General features: G+C 66.2%; 12 protein-coding genes. 6 read left to right on the top strand and 6 right to left on the bottom strand.

All coding sequences use genetic code 11. The features are described from left to right. Positions 1–44: 44 nt before the first annotated feature. From TEP_RS11810 to TEP_RS11795, 4 genes are all read left to right on the top strand, one after another. Complete coding sequence (locus tag TEP_RS11810; protein ID WP_132825406.1) at positions 45–560, top strand: sigma-70 family RNA polymerase sigma factor; 516 nt, start codon at positions 45–47, stop codon at positions 558–560. Then, the gene (locus TEP_RS11805; RefSeq protein ID WP_132825405.1) at positions 557–1,594 is read left to right on the top strand and encodes a FecR domain-containing protein; all 1,038 of its coding nucleotides are present in this window, start codon (positions 557–559) and stop codon (positions 1,592–1,594) included. The genes TEP_RS11810 and TEP_RS11805 overlap by 4 nt, the downstream gene beginning before the upstream one ends. 141 nt (positions 1,595–1,735) lie before the next feature. Beyond that, positions 1,736–4,669 (top strand): TonB-dependent receptor, encoded by a 2,934-nt coding sequence (locus tag TEP_RS11800; protein WP_132825404.1) that lies wholly within the window; start codon positions 1,736–1,738, stop codon positions 4,667–4,669. 11 nt (positions 4,670–4,680) lie between these two features. Next, the gene (locus tag TEP_RS11795) at positions 4,681–6,276 is read left to right on the top strand and encodes an alkaline phosphatase D family protein (RefSeq protein ID WP_132825403.1); all 1,596 of its coding nucleotides are present in this window, start codon (positions 4,681–4,683) and stop codon (positions 6,274–6,276) included. Positions 6,277–6,331: 55 nt separating this feature from the next. On the opposite strand, the gene TEP_RS11790 is transcribed toward TEP_RS11795, so the two are convergent. From TEP_RS11790 to TEP_RS11775, 4 genes are all read right to left on the bottom strand, one after another. Further along, positions 6,332–8,440 carry a phospholipase C, phosphocholine-specific gene (locus tag TEP_RS11790; protein ID WP_132825402.1) on the bottom strand — a complete coding sequence of 703 codons (2,109 nt, stop codon included), beginning with the start codon at positions 8,438–8,440 and terminating at the stop codon, positions 6,332–6,334. A 10-nt stretch (positions 8,441–8,450) separates the two neighbouring features. Continuing rightward, positions 8,451–10,829, bottom strand: coding sequence for a TonB-dependent receptor (locus TEP_RS11785; RefSeq protein ID WP_132825401.1), 2,379 nt, complete (start codon positions 10,827–10,829; stop codon positions 8,451–8,453). Between the two features lie 117 nt (positions 10,830–10,946). Continuing rightward, positions 10,947–11,873 (bottom strand): c-type cytochrome, encoded by a 927-nt coding sequence (locus tag TEP_RS11780; RefSeq protein ID WP_132825400.1) that lies wholly within the window; start codon positions 11,871–11,873, stop codon positions 10,947–10,949. Then, positions 11,870–13,216 (bottom strand): cytochrome c, encoded by a 1,347-nt coding sequence (locus TEP_RS11775; protein ID WP_132826521.1) that lies wholly within the window; start codon positions 13,214–13,216, stop codon positions 11,870–11,872. The genes TEP_RS11780 and TEP_RS11775 overlap by 4 nt, the downstream gene beginning before the upstream one ends. Positions 13,217–13,399: 183 nt before the next feature. Between TEP_RS11775 and TEP_RS11770 the strand changes: the two genes are divergently transcribed. Beyond that, entirely contained in the window at positions 13,400–14,551 is a 1,152-nt protein-coding gene (locus TEP_RS11770) for an alpha/beta fold hydrolase (RefSeq protein ID WP_132825399.1), read from the top strand. A gap of 3 nt (positions 14,552–14,554) precedes the next feature. Here TEP_RS11770 and TEP_RS11765 read toward each other — a convergent pair whose 3' ends face one another. Next, positions 14,555–15,694 (bottom strand): MFS transporter, encoded by a 1,140-nt coding sequence (locus TEP_RS11765; protein WP_132825398.1) that lies wholly within the window; start codon positions 15,692–15,694, stop codon positions 14,555–14,557. Between the two features lie 340 nt (positions 15,695–16,034). On the opposite strand from TEP_RS11765, the gene TEP_RS11760 reads away from it, so the two are divergent. After that, on the top strand, positions 16,035–18,230 hold the full coding sequence (locus TEP_RS11760; protein WP_132825397.1) for a TonB-dependent siderophore receptor: 2,196 nt from the start codon (positions 16,035–16,037) through the stop codon (positions 18,228–18,230). A gap of 54 nt (positions 18,231–18,284) precedes the next feature. On the opposite strand, the gene TEP_RS11755 is transcribed toward TEP_RS11760, so the two are convergent. Beyond that, positions 18,285–18,986, bottom strand: a complete 702-nt coding sequence (locus tag TEP_RS11755) for a pirin family protein (RefSeq protein WP_025878940.1) — start codon at positions 18,984–18,986, stop codon at positions 18,285–18,287. Between the last annotated feature and the right edge of the window lie 45 nt (positions 18,987–19,031).

The raw sequence follows: 19,031 nt of genomic DNA, 5'->3' as shown, positions 1-19,031 counted from the left end.
GTGCACCCTGCTGGGTTTTCCAGCCTCGGGGTGGTTGGTCGGTTGTGAACAGCGTCAGGATCTGGGAGAAGAGCTACGCCTTGCGGCGCCGCCTGCTGCGTGGTTTCTTCCTTCGGCGTGGTTCACAGGCTGCCGATGCCGAGGACCTGGCCCAGGAGGTCTATCTGCGGCTGCTGCGCAGTACCGGCGAAGATGCCCAGGCGATCGAGAACCCCGAAGCCTATCTGTTCACGGTGGCGGCCAACCTGGCGCGTGAACAGGCGCGCTCGCGCTCCGGCCTGCCACAGATCGAGGACATCGACCTGCTGGCCGAGGTACTGCGCAGCGAGGAGGACATCGAAGCTGATTTCGAGCGGGCGCAGCGCTGGAGCGGAATCCGCGGCGCCATCGCGCAACTGCCGCCGACGACGCGGCGGGTGATGGAACTGCACTATCGCGACGGGCTGGATTGCCGGCAGGTGGGGGCACAGCTGGATGTGTCGGTGCACATGGTGCGCAAGCACATCGGCAAGGGACTGGATGCCTGCAGGAAGGCGCTCGGCGCCGGGAAGGATGGATGAACCGGCAGGAGCCTGCAGCGATGGATGACGAGGTGGCCGAGCAGGCCGCGCACTGGTTCCTGTGCAACCGCGAGGGTGACCTGAGCGCCGCTCAGCGCATCGAGTTCATGGCATGGATGAAGCGCTCCCCCGAACACATACGCGCGTACCTGCATGTCCTGCACGTGCACCGGCAGGTAGGCGCGGTGATGGTGGCGTACGGACAGGAGCAGGGGGACAGGGCCGCGTTGCCGGAGCTGCCGGCAACGGCGAAAGTCGTGCCGTTGTTTGCCGTACCGGCGCCCGTGCCGCGCGCCGTGGTTGCATCGCGATCACGCCGGCCACTCTGGGGGCGGGTGGCGGCGGTGGCCTCCTGCCTGTTGCTGGCGGCAGGACTGGTGCCGTGGCTGATGCCTCGCGAACAGATGCTGATCGCCGGCCACGGGCAACTGCGTGAGGTGGTGCTGGCTGACCAGACGCAGGTGCGCCTGAACGCAGACAGCCGTCTGCGGGTGAACATCGGCTGGTTCAGCCGTCGGGTTGAACTGCTGAGCGGCGAGGCCACGTTCGATATCTCAGCGGATCGCCGGCCGTTCGAGGTGCAGGTTGGCGATCTGCAGATCCGCGACATCGGCACCGTGTTCGATGTCTCGCGCCGTTTGCAGAGTACGCGCATCGGCGTGGTGTCCGGCGAGGTGGAGGTCTGGACCGTCGGCAGCGGGCAACGACGGCTGGCGCAGTTGCCTGCCGGGAAGGTAGTCCAGGTCGATCACCGCAGCCATGCGGTGCAGCCATTGGAAATACCGGTGTCCATGCTGCTGGACTGGCAGCAGCGCCGGGTGTCGTTCCGCGATGAGCGGCTGGACGAGGTGGCGGCTGCCTTCAACCGCCACAACCAGGTACAGGTGCGGCTGACCGATGACGCGGCGCGCGCGGCGCGCCTGTCAGGCAGCCTGGAGGCACACCGGGTCGCAGCGCTGCAGGCATTCCTGCAGCAGGACGCGCGCTTCGTCATCCGCCGCGAAGCGGACACGGTGTGGGTGTCCAGCCGTTGATCGCGGTTCGGCGAAGGGCTGTCAGAAAAAATTCATCGAATCGGCGTTCTCCACTTCCGCCGATGCCGGCTCTTACTTGGGAGAAGCCGCCGTCGCCTGCCGACGCGGTACCAGCAGTCCTCTCTCCTCCAAGGAACCGTGATGCGCAAGAAGCTCTATCTGTCGGTGGTACTGGCCTTGTCTCCCTGTCTGGGTGCGCATGCACAGGCGGCGTCGGCCAATGGGCTTGAGATCCGGGTCACCGCAGCGATCGCCGCGCAGCCGCTGAGCCAGGCGCTGGAACAGCTGTCACGCAGTTCGGGCGTGCAGTTCCTGTATGCCGGCGCGGGCGCTGCACCCATGGCGGGCGCGGTACCGCGAGGAGCCACCGTCAAGCAGGCGCTGGACACGCTTCTGGCCGGCACCGGCCTGCGCTACACGGTGGTGGACGGCAACGTGATCGCCATTGACGCGGCACCGGTCTCGCGGGAAAGCCGGCAGGCCTCACCGGCATCGCGCCCACCGGAAGCGGTGGTGGCCCCGACCCTGGGCACGGTCAAGGTGATCGCCGCCCATGAGGTCATCGACCAGAAGAAGACCTCGCCGGTGATCAAGGATTCGGTGATCTACGACGAGATGGACAGCTATGGCGATGAGACGCTGGCCGAAAGCCTGATGGCTGCGCCCGGTCTGAGTGCGGTGGAAGATGCGGGCGAACCGCGTTACGTGACCGTGCGCGGCGTGCAGGCCAATCTCAACTACACGACCATCGACGGCATCGCGATCGCAAGCGTGGGCGGCAGTGGCTCCGGCGAGCGCATGAACAACCTGCAGCTGATTCCCAGCGACATCGGCACCCGCACCGACATCTACAAGAGCTTCAGCGCCGAGCAGGCACCGGATGCCATCGGTGGTGTGATCGACATCATCAGCCGCAGCGCCTTTGACCGCTCCGGCAAGTACGTATTCGCCGACGTGGCCGGCATCCATTCCACGGCCGAGACCAATGTGGGGCGCAGCGCGGGTGGCGACCACAAGACCCTGGGGCACTTCGGCAAGAGCGCCAAGGCAGTGTTCTCCAATCAGTTCGGCGGCGACGATCAGTTCGGCATCGTCGCGGTCGCGCGCTACGAACAGCGCTCGCGCAACAGCGTCAAGCGCTGGGTGGAATCGAACTACTACTACAACGATGCCGGCAAGTACCTCACCGATGGAACCACTGGCCCCGACGAGGCGAAAGGCTGGAACGGCCTGCGCGCGCCGGGCAACTTCAGCACCGGCACCTACACCAACTACATCACCAACTTCGGTGGCTCGGCCAAGCTGGAATGGAAGCCATCGGACGACCCGTTCTATGCCTCGCTGCTGCTGTACTCGTATCGGTTCTACGAGAACTCGACGATGAACAAGACCGATCTGTATGGCAACGCCAAGTTCCCGATACGCAACCAGAGCGAGGACGGCGGCACCACCCAGATCAACAGCATCTACATCAAGAACCGCCACGACCGCTGGGACCGCAGCAACCGCGGCGCGATCGCCAGTTTCAATTGGGATATCGGTGACCTCTCGCAGCTGACCCTGCGTGCCGGCCACACCGAAGAGACCTTCCACAACAACCAGGTCTACTGGGGCGTGCGCGCCTATCCGAGCAACCTGTTCGTTGACTATGCCAACGACAGCCATGGCTTTCCGAACGCCGTGGGTGTTTCCGATTCCAGCCTGCTGACCAGCTCGGCGTTCAAGCTCAATCCGGCGCAGGCCTATATCTCGCCGCGCGACGCCAAGGAGAGCATCGAGAACCTGCGCGCCGACTTCAGCTACAACGTTGATGCCGATGCCCGCGGTTTCGGTCTGGCTGCCGGTGCCGAGTATCGCCACCTGAAGATCTGGCAGGACATCGATTTCGATTACTACAAGACCAGCGCGACCTTGAATGACTATCTGTACCCGGGTTCGACCCTGCTTGGCAGCGTTCCTGGTTTCCCGTTGATCGACAACCGCAAGTGGCATGACGAGCTTTACCCGAAGCTGGGCAACAACGATGCGGCGTACCCGAATGCCGACTTCACCAGCGATTACAAGTACGTGGAAGACATCGCCAACGCCTACGTGTCGGCGCATTACGCCTGGGACCGGCTGCTGCTGATCGGCGGCCTGCGCTACGACCACACCACCTTCGATGCGTTCAGCCCGTTCAGTGAGGATGGTGGCACCACCTACACATCGGCATTCCGCAAGAGCAGTGGCGGCTACAACAACCTGCTGCCGTCGCTGAACGCCACCTTCAAGCTGAGCGAAGACCAGCGCCTGAGGTTCTCCGCCAGCCGCACGCTGGGCCGGCCGACGCCCAGCAACATCGCCCAGGCCACCAGCACCAGCTGCGGCGACGACGAGCTGGGCGGAGGCTTCTGCACCATCAAGCAGGGCAACGCCTCGCTGCAGCCACGCCGCTCGACCAACCTCGATCTTGCCTGGGACCTGTACTTCAACGGCAACAACGGCCTGGTCTCGGTGGCGCTGTTCGACAAGGTCATCAAGGACGACATCTACACCCTGACCACGTTCGAGAACGTCGGCGACATCCGCTACCGGATCACCCAGCCGATGAACACCGATGAGTCGACGCTGCGCGGTGTCGAGTTCGCGGTAGCCAACCGCAACCTGCAGTGGGGCCGCCACCGCTTCGACATGTACCTCAATGCCACGCGCCTGGACGGGCAGACCAAATACCGCATCAGCGACGGCAGCGAGCGCCGCCTGGACCGCCTGCTGTACCAGCCGGACTGGTCGGTGAACGGCTCGGTGATCTGGCGCATGCCATGGAAGAGCTCGCAGCTGCGCGTATCCGGCACCTACCGCAGCCGGATGCTGGTCGACTTCGGCGATACCCAGTGGCTGGATTCGTACTACGACCCGTACATGACCTTCAACCTGGCCTTCAGCCACAAGGTCAGCAAGCACGTGACGCTGAAGTACGAGGCCAAGAACCTGTTCAACACCCAGCCGACCTACAGCACCGGTCCGAACGGGCGCTTCCGCACCGAGATCGATGACTACGGCCGCTTCTTCTACTTCCACATCATCTACAACTGAAGGCGACCGTCTTGGATACGATCAATCGCAGGCGTTTCCTTGCCCTGTCCGGACTTTCCGCATTGGGTGCGTGGGCCGGAACGGCCCGCGCGCTGGCCGCGCAGAACGATGTGGCAGCGCTGAATCCGCGCAACCTGCTCGCATCGCCGCGCTTTGCCAGTACGCCGTTCACTCTCGGCGTGGCGTCGGGTGATCCGTCGGCCGACGGCGTGGTGCTGTGGACGCGGCTGGCCACCGAGCCACTGGTGTTCGGCGGCGGCATGCCAACCCGGCCGATGGCGGTGGCATGGCAGCTGGCCGCCGACGAGAGCATGCGCACCGTGGTGCGGCAGGGCACCGCGCTGGCCCACCCCGAGCTTGGCCATGCGCTGCACGTGGAACTGGACGGCCTGCTGCCGGGCCGGCCGTACTGGTACCGCTTCACCGTGGGAGGCCATGCCAGTGCGATTGGCCGCACCCGCACCCTGCCTGCGGCCAACGCGCGGGTCGACCGCGTGCGCTTCGCGGTGGCCGGTTGCCAGCACTACGAGGAGGGGCACTACAGTGCATGGCGGCACATCGCCGAGGAGCCGCTCGACTTCGTGTTCCATTACGGCGATTACATCTACGAGGGCGAAAGCCAGCCTGGCGTGCGCAGGATGAACGGCCAGCCGTTCACCAACCTGCGCAACCATGTCGGCCCGCAGACCTACACGCTCGACGACTATCGCCGGCGCTACGCGCAGTACAGGACCGATACGGACCTGCAGGCCGCGCACGCCGCGTCGCCGTGGTTCGTCACGTTCGATGACCACGAAGTGGACAACAACTGGGCCGGCACCGAAGACCAGGACGGCACGCCCAGTGAAGTGTTCCTGCTGCGCCGCGCACAGGCATTCCAGGCCTACTACGAGAACATGCCGCTGCGTGCTTCGTCGTTCCCGCGCGACGGCCATATGCAGATGTACCGGCGCGCGCGCTATGGCACGCTGCTGGACCTGCACCTGCTCGATACCCGCCAGTACCGCAGCAAGCAGGTGGACATCGCGCAGCGCGGGCAAGTGGAATCTCCCGAACGCAGCATTGTTGGCGCAAAGCAGGAGCGATGGCTGTTCGACGGCCTGGCCGACGCCGCGCCGCGCTGGCACACCATCGCCCACCAGGTTTCGCTGGGCAACTACCTGCGCGAGAAGGACGGCGTGGTGCAGGCCTCCGACGACCAGTGGTCCGGTTATCTGTCCAGCCGCCGGCGCCTGCTCGATCACATCCAGAAGGTGGGCTTCGGCAACGTGGTAACCGCCTGTGGCGATGCGCACCGTCACTATGCCAGTGACCTGGTACAGGACAATGCCGATTCCGGGGTGATTTCCAGTGAGTTCCTGGCCACTTCGATCACGTCGGGCGCGGACGGGCAGGGCGTGGATGCCTATGCAGAGAACCAGCTGCGGCACAGTCCGCACCTGAAGGCGACGACGGACAAGCGCGGTTATGTGCTGTGCGACGTCACCCGTGATGCCTGGATCGGTGACATGAAGACGCTCGATACGGTCATGCAGCCGAACGGCGCGCTGCAGAGCTGGAAGCGCTATGCCGTCGAGCATGGCCGGCCGGGGTTGCAGGAGGCCTGAGCGGGATGTCCCACCCTGTGGAGCCGAGCACGCGCCCGGCTCCACAGAATCACTTTCAGCCGTGATCGAAGCGCAGCGGTTCGCTGCCCATGGCAGGGTCGCTGGTGCCAGGCCGGCCGTCTTCGGCCCGTCCGGCGAGGCGTTGCTCGACGCCCTGCGAGCGCACGATCAGGTCGTACCAGCCTGCGGTTGGCGCGGGATCCCAGGCCAGTACGGTTTCCGCGCCGGCCACCAGCTGCAGTTCGCGGGTGGGCATGTGGCCGGCGTAGGCGCCGGCCTGCACCTGGACCTTCCGCGCCGAAGGCGATGGATTGCGCAGTGTCAGGCGCATCTGGCCGTCCGCGCGCTCCACGTGCGCGTGCAGCGGCGCGAGCGTGCCATCGCCGCGATAATGGCGATGGAATCCATTCGGTCCCAGCAGCCAGAGATCGTAACGGCCCTGCGCATCCAGCGGCCAGCGATCCTGCAGCGGGGCACCCGGTACCACGGTGTAACGGCGCGGAACGGCGTCCAGGCGCAGGCGGTCGTAGACATGCAGCACGGCCGCGGCGCCATCGCTGGCCAGCTGCAGGGTGAGACCAGCACCATCCACCGATGTGGCCTGCACCTGCGGCCGATAGGGCAGTGCCCGTGCAGGACGTACGCCTGGCTCCTGGCGGGCCGGATGCAGGCCATCGGGCAGCGCGGGCACGGTACGGCCGGGCAGGGCGGCGGCGCGCGCGGCGACAGCGGTGACATCGGGCAGCGCCTTGGCGAAGGGGCGGGTGTCGCGCTGGGCGAAGTCGAAGGCGTTGCTCAGATCACCGCAGACCGCACGCCGCCACGGCGAGATGTCCGGCGCGGCCACGCCGAAGCGGCGCTCGATCAGACGCAGCACCGACGTGTGGTCGTACACCTGCGAGTCGACCCAGCCGCCGCGGCTCCACGGTGAAACCACATACAACGGTACGCGCGGGCCAAGCCCATAGGGGCGCCCACGCAGCTCGGCGGCATCGTATTTCTCGTCGCCCGGTGCCGGGCGGTGGTGGTATTCGCCCTCGGTACTGACCGCCGACGCACCGGCCCAGCCGGCACCAAGCGGGGAGGGCGGTGCCGGTGGCGGCACATGGTCGAAGAAGCCATCGTTCTCATCGAACATCAGCAGCAGGGCGGTACGGCTCCACACCTCTGGATCGGCGGTCAATGCATCCAGCAGGCGCGCGGTATAGGCGGCGCCCTGCGCGGGGCTGGACGGACCGGGGTGCTCGCTGCCGGCTGCGTCGGCGATGATGAAACTGACCTGCGGCAGGCGCCCACTGATCGCGTCCTCGCACAGCTGCGCCAGGCCACGGGTACTGACGCCGCGCGCGCGCAGCTCCGGGTCATGCCCCGGGTCTCCGCGGTACGCCTGGCGGAAGGTCTCGAACCCGGCAAGCGGGTTGTCGGTGAAGTTGTCGGCCATGTCCTGGTAGATCTGCCAGGACACGCCGGCCTGCTGCAGCCGCTCGACATAGCTGGCCCAGCGGTACGAGTCCGGATGGCCGCCCAGCTCGGGGAAATTGTCGTGCGAATTGGCGATCACCGGGCCGCCTGCCTGGCCCTGGGCGTCGTTGTGGCCGGTCCACAGGAACACGCGGTTCGGGTTGGTGCCGGCCTGCATCGCGCAGTGGTAGGCATCGCACAGCGTGAACGCATCGGCCAGGGCGAACTGGAACGGCATGTCGCTGCGCTGGAAGTAGCCCATCGAATGGTTCTGCTTGGCTTTGGGCCAGTGCGCCATGCGCCCGTGGTCCCACGCCTGCTGTGCATCAGGCCAGGTGTGGGGCGTGCCTTCCACCCGCATGTAGCCGAAGTGCGCAGCGGTATCCAACGGAAAGGGGGCGATGGCGCGTTGTCCGCTGGCGTCGGGCTGCAGCCACAGGCTGCGCGGGCGGTCGCCACCGGGCAGCGGCGACGCCGGGGCAACGAAACGGTCACCGAAGCCACGCACGCCCGGCAACGTGCCGAAGTAGTGGTCGAACGAGCGGTTCTCCTGCATGAACACCACGATGTGCTGCAGGTCCTGCAGGCTGCGCGTGCGCGAAGCAGGGACGATCGCTGCTGCCCGGGCGATGCTGGGCAGCAGCGGCGAAAGGCCGGCGGCGACGCCGGCCTGCAACAGTCGGCGTCGGCCGGTATCAGTCACAGGGTCACACTCACAGGTCCACGCGGAAGGAGATGCCGACGGTGCGCGGGGCGCCGATGAAGGCGTTGTCGCGGCCGTCCACCCCTGCAAGATAACGCTTGTCGGTCAGGTTGCTCACCACCAGGTTGGCGCCCATGCCCTTCAGGCGCGGCGACAGGCCCTGCAGGTCGAAGCCGATGTTGGCGTTGAACACGGTGGCCGAGGGCAGCTTGTTGACGTTGGCCGCGTCCAGGTAGCGTTCGCCCAGGTAGCGACCGGACAGGCCGAAGTTCCAGTGCTCACCCTGCCAGTCGGCCGACACCACCAGGATCTGCTCCGGCTGGCCGATCACCTTGGCGCCATCGACGATGCCCAGCTGCGTGTCGCGCGCGTCGTTGCCGCTGCCCAGGTACTTGGAACGGTTGTAGGTATAGGCCGCATTGATGCGCCAGCCATTGTCCCAGCCGTAGCCGAAGGCCGCTTCCAGGCCGTTGCTCTCCACGCCGCCGAAGTTCTCGTAGACGCCATCGGTCTCGCCGAGGTAGTCGATGCCGCTGACCAGGCCGGCCGGCAGATACACGATGCGGTTGTCGAACTTGATGTTGTACAGGGTGACCGAGGCGGTCAGCGGCCAGCGGCTGATGCGCATGCCCAGTTCGATGTTGTCGGCGGTCTCCGGTTCGACGTTGCGGAAGCGCTGGGGATCGGTTTCACCCAGCACCCCGGACGGGATAGCGGCGAAGTTCTGCGAGTAGCCGGCGAACAGTTCCATGCCCTCCACGCCCGGGGCCCAGGTGAAGCCGGTGGACAGCAGCGGATCGGACTTCGAGTCGGACTTCACATTCTCGGCGGCGCCGATCACGCGGCGGCGGGACTGGTCGACGAAGAACTGCTTTACGCCCAGGCGCGCGCTGAACGGGCCGAAGCGGGCCACGTCCTCGACGTAGTACATCTGCTCATCGACCTTGTACTTGTCCTCGAACTGCAGCCAGTAGGGCTGGTGGTCGAAGGCGATGTCCTGGCCGACGTTGAGCAGGCGGTGCCAATCGCGGCGCACGGAACGGTCCAGCTTCTCCACCCACAGCCCGCCGCGTACGGTGTTGTCGATGGCGCCAAAGGTCTGCCGCCATTCGACGTCGGCGGTCACGCCCACGCGATCGTTGTCGTAGTGGGAGTGGCGGTAGGACTGCGCGCCCTGCACGTTGCCGGCGTAGCAGTTGGGGTCGTACTCGGCGCTGAAGCCGAGTCGCGGCGTGCAGCTGGCCAGGCGCTGGGCGGAACTGCCGTCGGGGTTCACGAAGTAGATCTGGCCGCGGTTGCTGCCACCGTAGACGGTCCTGCCGCCGAGGTACTCCGACTGCGGGCGACCGGCACCGTCGTCGTTGACGTCGGCCAGGTACGGTGGCAGCCAGTCACCGCGGCCCTGCATGCGGTGCCCGTAGGCGGCCATCGAGGCCTTGAAACCGTTGCCGCCATCGAAGGCGGCGCGCAGGTAGCCGAACGTGTTCTCGCGCAGTGCGCGCGAACCGGAGCGGTAGTTCTGGTCCAGGTACGGAATGCCGGTCAGGGTGCCGACCAGGCCGTCGCGGTCGGGGTTGGTGGCGAACCCCTTTGGCGAAACGCTGGTGTACTCCGGCTCGTCGGCATCGTTGTAGGACAGGTAGCCGGTCAGGGTCCAGCGGTCCAGCTCGGTGATGAACTTGCCGGCGATGTTGTCGTTGCTGGTGTGGCCGGTGCCGTCGATCCAGTCATGCACGCGCGCCGACGATGCGCTGATCCACGCGCGGGTGTGTCCTGCAAGCAGGCCGGTGTCGTAGCGCACGTAGTACTTGCGCGCTTCATTGTCACCGGCACCTACCACCATGCGCAGTCGCTGCTCCTGCAGTGGGTCGCTGGTGAGGAAATTCAGGGTGCCACCGAGTGCTTCGTTCGAGCGCGAGGAGATATCGGCCGTGCCTTGGCTCACTTCCACCGTTTCCAGGTCGAGCGTGTCGATGTAGCGGTTGGCCAGCGAGCCGCCGCCATAACCGGAACCACCATTGGGCAGGCCATCGATGGTGGTGCCGATCTGCTGGGTGTCGCGGTTGGTGACAAAGCCGCGCATGCTGATCTGCGTGCCCCACACCGACGAACCGGTGGCATCGGCTTCGCTGACGACGACGCCGGGCACTTCGTTGAGCGCGCCATTGACGCTGCTCAACACGGTCTGCCGGTTCAACGTTTCCTGGCGCACCGAGGTCTTGGCATAGCTGGTGGCTTGGCCGATCACCTGTACCTGGTCCAGGGTCCGCGCATCGGCGCTTCGCGTATCGGCCACATCGCCCTGCGGTGCTTCAGCCAGGGCATCCAGTGCGGGAGCAATCAGCAGGGCAAGCAGCGAGATACGGGGAAAGCGCGCAATCGTTCGCATCGAAACCGGACCTTCAAGGGAGGAAAGTCCGGGAGTGTCGGCAGCGCCGATGACATGGCGGTGACGCGCAGATGCAGGGAGTGTGTTGTGTGACCGCCGGCAAGGCCGGGGCATTGCTCAGTAGCGCGCGTCCTTCGGTTTCGGATCGCGCGGCCAGTCCTTGGCCTTGCCGGCGAAGTCCGGGCGCGGCTGGTTGATGAAGTAGCTGGCGATATCCACCGCGTCCTGGTCGAGCATCACCTGCTGGCCCAGTGGCGGTTCACGGGTCACTGCCGGCGGCATGTTGTGCTTGACGAAGCCTGCGGCCTTGTACAGACGCGCCATGCCGGCACCGATGTTGAAGCTGCGCTCGCCCCACAGCGGCGGGAACGCGATATCGCCGCTGGCGTCGCGCCGGCCTTCGCCGTTGTCGCCGTGGCAGGCGGCGCACTGCGCGGCATACAGCGCCTGTCCACGTATCGGGTCCGGTGTCAGCGTGCTGTCGATCGGCCCTTCGCTGGGCGCGGCCACGCGCGCACCCTCCGGTACCGGGCGGCTCAGCCACGCCATGTATTCCAGCATCGCACGCATCTCCGGCGCGTCCTTGGCCAGCGGTTTGCCGTTCATCGAACGCTGCAGGCAACCGTTGATGCGCTCGGCCAGGCCGATTTCCCTGCCCGGTCGCGGCATGTAGCGCGGGTAGCTGCCGCCTCCGGTGTTCAGGTAGTGGTTGCCGAACGGTCGCTTGCCCTCGGCCATGTGGCACGAATTGCAGTTCAGATCGTTGCCGACGTTGTCCGGCAGCAGGCGTGCGGTCTCGTTGAGCAGGCGACGGCCGAACATCACCGCGTCGGCGTTGCCGAGGCTGGCGATCTCCTCGGCACTGGGTACCTGGTACTGGCCCACCACCTGGCCGTGGCTGTCGAGGATGTCCAGGGTCCTTGCGACTTCCGCGTCCAGGTCCGGGTACAGGTGTTGGTACAGCAGCGTGCCAGCACCGGCCAGCAACACTGCAACAACCGTGCTGGCGATCAACGCTGTCGAGCGCTTCTTCGAACGCCTCATTGCGCCGTCTCCTGCGGGACCACATGCGCCGGCTTGTCACGCACCACCCGGCGCATGCGCGCTACGTCCAGTTCAGTGACCGCGCTGGCCTGGTTGCCCCAGCTGTTGCGGATGAAGGTGAGGATGTCGGCGAGCTGCGCATTGGGCAGCTGCTCGAAGCCCGGCATGGTGAATGCCATGCGGTCATGTGCGGTATGTGGCGTGCGCCCGCCGGTCAGGGTTACCTGCACCAGCGAGCTGGGATCATCGGCGAAGACGATGGAGTTGCCCGCCAGGGCTGGGTAGACCCGTGGCACGCCACGGCCATCTGCGCGATGGCAGGCCTGGCAGTGTTCGGCGTAGGCCAGCGAACCGGCCACCCGGTAGTCGCCGCCGCGCAGTGCGGCGGTCGTGGTGTCGGTGCCCGGCGTCCACTGCGCGCTGCGCCCTTCGCGGGCCGGCAGCTGCTTCAGGTACCGGGCCATCGCCAGCAGATCGGCGTCGGACAGGTACTGCGTGCTGTGCTCGACCACATCGGCCATGCCGCCAAAAGCCGCGGAGCGATCGGTGCGGCCGGTGCGCAGGAACTCGACGATTTCGGCTTCGCTCCAGCTGGCCAGGCCGGTCTGCTCATTGCGCAGGTTCTTCGCGTACCAGCCTTCCAGCACCGAGCCGGACAGGAACTGGCGGCTGCCATCGTCGGCCATCGCCTTTTCCTGGAAGGCCAGCCCACGCGGGGTATGGCACGCGCCGCAATGGGCCAGGCCTTCAACCAGTTCGGCGCCGCGCTGCTGGCCGGCATCCAGGGTGGGATCAGGGATGAAGCTGCGCGGGCGTGCGAACAACAGCTGCCACCAGGCAAGCGGCCAGCGCATGTTTGCCGGCCACGGAATCGTGCTGTCGGCGTTGTCCTGCCGGACCGGCTGCACCGCACCCATGAAGTAGGCATACAGCGCCTTGATCTCGGCATCGCTGGCGATCACGTACGAGGCGTAGGGCATGGCCGGATACAGCGGCTGGCCGTCATGGCGGATGCCACGCCGCACCGCGCGCTCGAAATCGGCGTAGTCGTATGCGCCGATGCCGGTCTCCGTGTCCGGTGTGATGTTGGTCGAGTACAGCGTGCCCATCGGGGTCTGCATGCCAAGGCCACCGGCGAACGGCCTGCCGCCCGGTGCGGTATGGCAGGCGGCGCAGTCGGCGGCACGCGACAGGTACCGGCCCTGCTCGATCAGGGCCGGGTCGTGGATGTCGACCTCGGCCTGTTGCCGTGGGGCGAACCAGTACGGCGTACTGCGGGCGATGCCGTAAGCGGCGGCCAAGGTGGCGGCCAGGGCAATGGCGAGCTTGAACGGGGTGCGCATGCCGGCACTGTGGCCATTCATGCGATGGCGTTCATTGATCCGGATCAATGCTTTGGCCGGTCGCGACATTGTGACAAGCTGAATCGATCCTGCGCTGTCATCAACCCGTCATCCAGCTGCGATAGATGGCGGCGGGCGTGGCCGCTAACCTGCCACGCTGTCGCACTTTTCCCCTGACTGCCCATGAAGCGCCTGCTGCTGCTTTTGCTGGCGTGCGCCGGCCTGTGGCTGGCCGCATGTTCTTCCTCGATGACGGCCTCGTCCACCTCGCTCAGCGACCGCCTGATCGCGCCCGGTGGCGTTTCGACCCTGCTTGATCAACCGCGTATCGCCGCAGCTGTGGCCGCGCTGCCGAACCGGCATGGCTTCGCCCCGGGCCGTGATGGCGTGCCGATCTTCTGGCGTGCTTTCGATCCGGGCGACTACGGTGCGCGCTACCACTACCTGCCGCAGCACCACCAGAACGGCCTGCCACTGGATACCGGGTTGAGCCTGTCCGTACCGCAGCCGTTCCGCGCGCAGGCACCGCGTGGCACCGTGGTGCTGCTGCACGGCTGGATGATGAACGGTGATTCGATGCTGCCATGGTCGCTGCAGCTGGCCGAGTCGGGCTACCGCGTGATCACCCTGGACCTGCGCAACCATGGCCAGTCCGGCGCCGGTCCCTCCGGTTACGGCACCTATGAGTCGGACGATGTTGTGGATGTCATCGCCGAACTGCGCGCGCGCGGCGAAGTGACCGGCCCGCTGTACCTGTTCGGTGTTTCCTACGGCGCTGCCACCGCATTGTTCACCGCCGACAAGCTGGGCGACCAGGTCGCCGGCGTGGTGGCGATGGAATCGTTCGCCAATGCCGGGGTCGCGATCCGCACCATGATTCCGCATCTGATGGCCCTGCAGCCGGAAGGGTTGAAGGCACAGGCCATCGCTTCGTATGCACGCTGGCGCTACGGCAGCCAGGACATCAACCAGGTGGTGGCCGCCGCCAGCCGTCGCATCGACGTGGATCTGGACAAGGTGGATGTTGCCCGTGCGCTGGCCGATACCCGCGCCTGCGTGCTGCTGCTGCACGGGCAGGGCGACCAGCACATTCCGGTCAGCCAGGGCCGCGCGTTGGCGCAGGCCAATCCGCGTGCGCACTACATCGAGATGCGCGGCGAAGATCACATCACCCTGCCGCTGCGGCTGGACCTGCTGGCCGGGGTGGTCGATGACTGGATGGCGCGCGACGAGCACCATCCGGAAGCCGCGTGTCCGGCACCGCAGTTGCCGGCCCAGGCCGAATGGCTGGTGCATGGCGTCGACACACCCGCAAAAACCCCAGCACGCGGCTGAGCGTCAGGGCAGGCGGCGGGCCAGCGAACGTGCAGATGCCGCTACACCCAGCAGCATCGCTGCCACGCACAGGAAGGCAAAGCCCAGGCTGGTGGCATGGGCGAGCGCGCCGATTGCTGCGGGGCCTGCAAGAATGCCGGCATAGCCCAGCGTGGTGACTGCGGTGATCGCAATGCTCTCCGGCATCGCGCGCTGCTGGCCGGCCATCGAGAACAGGGCAGGCACGATGTTGGCGCAGCCCAGGCCCACCAGCACGTAGCCGACCAGCGCCATGGCGAAGGAGGGCACCAGCGTGGCCAGCGCGAAACCGGCCGCAGCGGTGATGCCGCCGATGACGATGGTACGGGTGCGGCCAAGGCGCTCGACGATGCCATCGCCGAACAGGCGCATCGCCGTCATCGCCAGCGTGAACACGGCAAAACCGGCACCGGCCTGGTCGCGCGGCACGTGGCGTATTTCGGCCAGGAACACCGCGCTCCAGTCCAGCATCGAACCCTCGGCCAGGAACACCACGAAGGCGAGCACGCTGATGAACAGCACCACGCCGTGCGGCAGGGCCAGCATCGGGCCGTCATGCAGAATGCGCTGCGGGCGCCAGTGCGGTGCCGACAACACGGCCACCAGCAGCATTGCCGCCACGGCAGCCAATGACGCCAGCCACAGGGGCGTGCCGAGAACCAGCAGGCCGGTCATGCAGCCGGCGCCGATGAAGCCGCCGATGCTGTAGAACGCGTGGAAGCCGGACATCATCGGCCGCCCGGCATCGCGCTCGACGGCCACCGCCTGCATGTTCATCGTGCAGTCCATCGCCCCCACACCCGCACCGAACACGAACAGCGTTGCTCCCAGTGCCAGCGGCGTGGGGGCGAGCGTCAGCAGTGGCAGGGCGATCAGGATCAGGGCCGTGGTCGCGATCATCAAGCGGCGCGAGCCCAGGCGCGCGGTCAACGCACCGGCCAGTGGCATCGCCAGCAGCGAGCCGAGGCCAAGGCACAGCAGCAGCCCGCCCAGGCTGGCGTCGGACAATCCGGCCTTGGCCTTGGCGAAGGGCACCATCGGTGCCCAGGCAGCGGTGGCAAAGCCGGGAATGAAGAACGCAGCGCGGGTCGCGTGCTGCTGGGCGCGGGGAGAAGAGGGCGTCATGCGCGAGGAAGGCTCCAGAGGATCGCCTTCATGAAAACGTTTTCAGAGGCGATGGGCAAGTGCCATGGATGACATCGGGCGACGCATACGAATGCAGCGGTCCGGATGCGTCACCGTTGATCAATGCCATTGAACACACCGACCGCGTGGTTGCACTGATCCCGGAAGCGGTGGCTGCCGTCAGCGGCTGGCCATCGCGCGAAGCGGTGCCGCCCGGGTCGCAACCGACGACAGCCCGGGCCCGGCAGAGTAGACTCCTGCGCCTGCGGCCCTTGGCCGCTGTTCCCCATCCCCCTCCAGCCGCCGCCAGAGGATCCCACCCCATCGTGGAGGTCTCGTCGTGTCGTCTGTGCCTGTCCGTTTTTCCGTGCTGTCCCTGCGTCGTCGCCCGTTGGCGAATGCCCTTGCCCAGGGGCTCCTGCTGACCTCACTTGCCGCTGCCGGTATTGCCTCGGCGCAATCCGCGCCGGCTGCAGAGGAGGACAGGACAACCTCGCAGACCCTGCAGACCGTGCAGGTCACCGCCAACCAGCTGGGCACCATAACCGAAGGCAGCGGCGCGTACACGCCGGGCACCATCGCTACCGCCACCCGCCTGGTGCTGACCCCGCGGCAGACCCCGCAGACCATCAGCGTGATCACCCGCGCGCAGATGGACGACTTCGGTCTGGATGGCATCGATGACGTGATGCGGGTGACCCCGGGCATCAGCATCGTCACCTACGACAGTGAGCGCACCGAGTACTACGCACGTGGTTTTGCCGTGCAGAACTTCCAGTACGACGGCATTCCGATGTCACGCGACTCGGCCTACTCGGCCGGCAATACCCTCAGCGATACCGCGATCTACGACCGCATCGAAGTGCTCAAGGGCGCCACTGGCCTGCTGACCGGCATGGGCGATCCCGGCGCGACCATCAACCTGGTGCGCAAGAAGCCGGGCAGGGAATTTGCTGGCAGTGCGACGCTCGGCGTCGGCCGTTGGGACGATTACCGTGCCGAAGTCGATGTCGGCGGCCCGCTGACTGCCGATGGGCGCGTGCGTGGGCGCGCGGTAGGTGCCTGGCAGGACAAGCATTCCAATCTGGATTTCTACCAGCGCACCAGCAAGGTCGGCTATGCCGTGCTGGAAGCCGATCTGGGCGAACGCACGCTGCTGACAGTCGGTGGCGACGTGCTGGAGAGCGATCCCAAGGGCTCGACCTGGGGCGGTATTCCGCTGCTGGACAGCCAGGGCAACTTCAACGACATGCCGCGCTCGTTCAACAACGGCACCCACTGGAGCGGTTGGCGCCAATACGTGCGCACCGGCTTTGCCACGCTGGAACATACCTTCGACAACGACTGGGTAGCCAAGCTGCAGCTCAACCACCAGGTCAACGGCTACGATGCAGCACTGGCCGGTGCGGCCGGTGCCAATCCCGATCCGGTCAGCGGCGAAGGTGTCTCGTTGTGGCTGGGCAAGTACGTCGGCAAGACGGTCAGCAACGCGGCCGACTTCTATCTGAGCGGCAATTTCGGCCTGTTCGGTCGCCAGCATGAACTGGTGGTTGGCGGCAGTGCCTCGCGCAAGCGCTGGACCAACACCGGCTATTCGCCGCAGCCCGGGTACCCGACCGCCGTTGCCGACTACAACAGCTGGAAGGGCGACATCCCGGAGCCGGAATGGCAGCGCGGTTATGGCAACAATGAGGTGACCCGCGAGAACGGCCTGTACGTGGTCGGTCGCTTCGACGTGGCCGACCCGTTGAAGGTGATCGTCGGCAGCCGCTTGGCCAGCTACCGTTCGCCGCAGACGCGCGAGACCGGCGTGTTCGTGCCTTATGCCGGCGTGGTCTACGACCTTGGCCAGCACTATTCGGTGTATGCCAGCTACAGCACCATCTTCAAGCCGCACAGCGAACGCGATGAACAGGGCAAGGCACTGGATCCGCTGGAAGGCCGCAGCTACGAAATGGGCCTGAAGGCGGAGTTCCTCGACGGCCGCTTCAATGCCAGCGCGGCACTGTTCCAGCTCGACCAGGACAATTTCGCCCAGCCTACAGGCGGCAAAACGCCCAACGGAGAAGACGCCTATCGCGCACTGATGGGCGTACGCACCAAGGGCTACGAACTGGAGATGTCCGGGCAGTTGGCCGAGGGCTGGCAGGTGCAGGGTGGCTTTGCGCACAAGATCGCCCGCCAGGCCGGCAGCAAGGTGACCACGCTGGAGCCGGAAAACCAGTTCAGCCTGCACACCAGCTACCGCCTGCGCGGCGACTGGCAGGGCCTGACTGTCGGTGGCGGTGCGCGCTGGCAGGACTCCACGTTCGGCGACATCACCAACCCGGCCAGTGGCACGTCGGTGGTTCATCGCACCCAGCCGTACTGGCTGCTGGATGCCATGGCCCGGTACCAGTTCAACGATCGCCTGTCGGCCACGGTCAACGTCAACAACCTGCTGGACAAGCGCTATTACACGATCTTCAGCTGGTACAGCACCTACACCTGGGGCGAGCCGCGCAACGTGCGGCTGGCAGTGACGTACAAGTTCTGATCGCGTTGCAACAGGACATGCCCGCGATGCCGGATGGCATCGCGGGCATGCTGGTTACAGCTTCAGGTCGAACACCAGCACTTCGGCGTCGTTGCCGTTTTCCAGGGTCAGCTGTGCCTCGTCGCTGACCTGCAGTGCGTCACCCGCTTCCAGGGTGATGCCATTGACCTGCAGCTGGCCGCGCGCCACCTGCACATACGCGCCGCGGCCAGCAGCCAGGGCGTGGTGCAGCTTCTGCTCGCCATCGAGGATGGTGGCGAAGATGCGCGCATCCTGATGGATATGCAGCGAACCATCGGCGCCATCCGGCGAGGCGATCAGGCGCAGCTGGCCGCGCTTGCTCTCCGGCGTGAAGTGAGTCTCCTCATACGACGGCGCGATGTTCTCGGCCTCCGGGAAGATCCAGATCTGCAGGAAATGCACCGGATCGCTGGCCGAATGATTGAACTCGCTGTGGCTGACGCCGCTGCCTGCGCTCATGCGCTGCACGTCGCCGTAGCGCAGCACCGAACCGGTGCCCATCGAGTCCTTGTGTTCCAGCGCGCCGCCCAGCACGTAGGAGACGATCTCCATGTTGCTGTGGCTGTGGGTGCCGAAACCCTGGCCACCGATCACCTTGTCTTCGTTGATGACCCGCAGCGGGCCGAAGCTCACATAGCGGGGGTCGTAGTAGCTGGCGAACGAGAAGGTATGGCGCGAGGACAGCCAGCCATGCTCGGCCAGGCCACGGGTAGCGCTCTTGCGGATCTGCAGCATGATGGAATCTCCTTGTTCGATGGTTTCGATGGGGCGGGGTGGGCG

The organism is Stenotrophomonas sp. TEPEL (genome assembly GCF_004348785.1).
In the GTDB taxonomy this organism is placed as follows: Bacteria; Pseudomonadota; Gammaproteobacteria; order Xanthomonadales; family Xanthomonadaceae; genus Stenotrophomonas; species Stenotrophomonas indicatrix.
Note: the sequence above shows the minus strand (reverse complement) of the source record. Positions and strands in the feature narration are given on the sequence as shown.